The sequence below is a fragment of the Azospirillum sp. TSH20 genome (assembly GCF_003115935.1).
In the GTDB taxonomy this organism is placed as follows: domain Bacteria; phylum Pseudomonadota; class Alphaproteobacteria; order Azospirillales; family Azospirillaceae; genus Azospirillum.
Genome location: NZ_LGQU01000130.1, coordinates 1 through 2,360, shown reverse-complemented (window position 1 = coordinate 2,360; position 2,360 = coordinate 1). Strand labels below are relative to the sequence as shown.

Genomic DNA, 2,360 nt, shown 5'->3' with positions numbered 1-2,360 from the left:
TTGCCGCCGCCGACCAGCGTGTCGTCGCCGATCCCGCCGATCAGGCTGTCGTTGCCGGTGCCGCCGGTGATGCTGTCGTTGCCGGCCAAGCCGTTGATGGTGTTGCCGCTGTTGTCGCCGATCAGCGTGTCGTCGCCGCTGGTCGCCGTGCCGCTGTAGGCCAGCCGGTGGACCCAGGCGCCGGTGTCGGAGACGGGCAAGGACGCGGCGATCGGCCCGGTGGTCACGTCGAGGTCCCAGGAGGCGCACAGCGATGAGTGGCCGACCGGATGGCTGGCGGCGGCGACGCGCGCGCCGGTCGCCCGGGCGAGCGCCGCGGCGAAGCGGCCGCCGTCCGCACCAGTGTCGCAGGCATGGATCAGGATCTCCGTACCCGGCGCCTGCGGCCAAATGCGCCCCTCTGCCTTGCGAGCGGACAGCGCCGCAACGTCGAGCCGGCCGGCACCCAACCGCACCGCACCCGGTTCGCCATGGGCCAGCAGATGGATGGCAGCCGGCCGGTCGGCGAGTGCGTCGCTCAGTGCGTTGGCCAGGGCCTCCCCGCCATCCCCGTCAGCCGTTATCCGGACGATCCGGACGTCGGGCCGGCAACGGTCGAGCAGCAGGTCGAGATCGTCGAGGCTGGCGTCCGCAATCAGTACGTCGCGCAAGGATGGTCCTCCTTCATGGCCGCCGGCGGCAGCGGCAATATTCCCTCAGACCGAACGGCCGTCCTCCCCCGAATGTGAGGAATGAACGCCCATCAACAATTCGATAAGTCGGGGTATCGCCGACAAGAACGGGTGATCACCTGTAGGAAATCGCAAGAAGGAGACTGCGATTTCAGACGGTAACTTCAGCGCATTTTCGCGTCCGGCCGTACTTGACCGAAATTTCCTCTTTTCGGGAAACCGCCATTTTTCGCGCACGAAAACGGGGTAGCTCGGATCTGGGCTGCGGCAAGACTCCAAGCCATGAAACCCATATTTCACATCATGATTTCATGGTGCCAGAACAACGCATAAGGATGCTTATGGAAATACCTGTAGGAGGATTGCTCATGTCAGGAACGCCAGATACCTAACCACTCTGCGCGTTTGATCCCTGTTGCTGACAGGCTTACCCTGAGGCTGTCAACAACGTGTCAGGTGCGTCATGCACCTTCAGCGTATCGTGATGCCTTCGGGCTTGGTCAGTTGGACAGCTTTCGACGACCACGGCGTGGTGGTTCCGGAAATCCGCGACTTCGTGCTGTTCCTGGAGGCACGCCGCTACGCGCCCAGCACCGTCCGACACTACGCCCGTCATGTCGTGCAATTGGGAAACTATCTTGGATCCCTGGGCAAGAGCTTCGCGCAATTGACGGCCCCGGAGTTCGACCGCTTCCTCACGTCAGCGGTTCGATACGGTAGCCATCAGTCGGCCGTTCAAGCTGGACTCGTGCTACTGCATCAGGAACACTGTACCGGCTCCGCCAGCTTGCACAACCAAGTCTTGTTTTCCATCAAGGGCTTCTATCAGTTCCTGGACCAGCGGCAGAGTTCAGCGGTCTTCGCTGAAGCCGAACGCCACCGGGCCTACGATGCCTTGGACAGCTACGGGCCGTTCCTCCACCACATTTCCGGCCGCAAGGCGCAACGCCGGTCGGAGCGCCGGGCCGATCGGACCGTCAAGGCTGCCGCCGCCAAACGGGCGGCCGATGCCCGGCTGCGGCCCGAACAGGTCTTGCGGATCATCGAGGCGGCCACCTTGGCCCGCGATGCCTTCCTGGTGGTTCTCCTGTACACGACCGGCATGCGGATCGGCGAGGCGCGCGGGCTCCACCACGAGGACATCCGGCTCGACGAGAACGTCATCTGGGTGACGCCACGGACCCTGGAAAACGGTGCCCGGGTCAAGAACGGCAAGCCCCGCCCCATCCCGGTTCCCGGCTTCATCCTGCGCCTGTACGAGGATTACCTGGCCAGCGACGAGTACCTGCCGGCGTTCGAGACCGGCACCGACTACGTGTTCTGCAACGTGCAGGGTGGACGGATCGGCCGCGGCCTCACCGAGGCCAACGCTTACGACATCCAGAACCGCCTGATCGGCAAGTCGGGTATCGCGTTCACTTGGCACATGTTCCGGCACTCGCACGCGAGCGAAGCCATCGCCCAGGGCTACAGCCTGCTCGACGTCGCCGATCGCCTCGGCCACGCGAGCCCGCAAACGACCAACGACGTCTACAAGCACCTGTTCAACGCCGAATACCGCAAGCTTCACCTGCGTAGCCACGAGGAGTTGGCGGACAAGCTAGTGCACTGACACAGACATAGGATTCACAAGGGGCGGACGACGTGCGATTCTGTCGGCATGGCCCAGACCGTCAATGTCATCGTTAG

Annotated in this window: 2 protein-coding genes; one reads left to right on the top strand and one right to left on the bottom strand. The window is 63.7% G+C overall.

Annotated features, from left to right (window positions below; translation table 11 throughout):
• The coding region (locus tag TSH20_RS29690) for a DUF4347 domain-containing protein (protein WP_146207499.1) at positions 1-650 on the bottom strand (650 nt) is incomplete at its 3' end.
• Between the two features lie 484 nt (positions 651-1,134).
• Here TSH20_RS29690 and TSH20_RS29685 point away from each other — a divergent pair.
• Positions 1,135-2,283 carry a tyrosine-type recombinase/integrase gene (locus TSH20_RS29685; protein ID WP_109493007.1) on the top strand — a complete coding sequence of 383 codons (1,149 nt, stop codon included), beginning with the start codon at positions 1,135-1,137 and terminating at the stop codon, positions 2,281-2,283.
• The last annotated feature ends 77 nt before the right edge of the window (positions 2,284-2,360 follow it).

What these genes read in the sequence shown, in the direction of transcription:
- TSH20_RS29685 (WP_109493007.1), top strand. Translation starts at nt 1,135, where the DNA reads ATGCACCTTCAGCGTATCGTGATGCCTTCGGGCTTGGTCAGTTGGACA.